The 589-nt window shown below is 43.1% G+C and carries 1 protein-coding gene; it reads right to left on the bottom strand.

Annotated features, from left to right (window positions below; all coding sequences use genetic code 11):
- On the bottom strand, positions 1-589 hold a 589-nt coding region (locus R8O11_RS29610), incomplete at both ends, for an HAD-IC family P-type ATPase (RefSeq protein WP_318195177.1).

Here is a 589-nt window from a genome sequence, read left to right as displayed (position 1 = left end):
CATCACCAACCATCATGGTGATATCACTGCTATCAAGGCTCTTAAGATACGCGAGTTTGTCTTCTGGTTTTGCAGATGCGATCACATGCTCGATACCAATTTCGTCAGCAACTGGCTGCGCGTTTTGAATAGAGTCACCGGTAAGTAGGGTTGTTTTGATTCCTGCTTCTGCAAAACGCTGAATAAACGCCTGACTTTCTTTGCGAATAGGATCGTGATAATAAAAAGTTGCAGCGTGTTCGTTGTTTATTGACAAGTAAATGGCATTGCTTTCTTTTATGCTCGAATCTAGCACAAACGAGGAGCTGCCAATTTTTACCGTCTTACCATTCCAAATCCCTTCGATTCCTGAGCCAATCACGTTTTTAACATCTGTTACAATAATCTCGTCATTACTGAAACCGGTAAATGAACGCGCAATAGGGTGGTTTGCATGAGCTTCAAGAGCAGATGCAAGGGCCAGACTTTCCGCTTCAGAAAGCTCTTTGAATGTGCTTGTACGGCTAATCTCGATGTCACCTTTCGTTAATGTTCCTGTCTTGTCGACGACGAGATGATTAACTTTGCAAAGCGTTTCGAATACATGGCC

The sequence above is a fragment of the Vibrio sp. 1288 genome (assembly GCF_033344475.1).
This window is presented reverse-complemented; position numbering and strand designations above follow the sequence as displayed.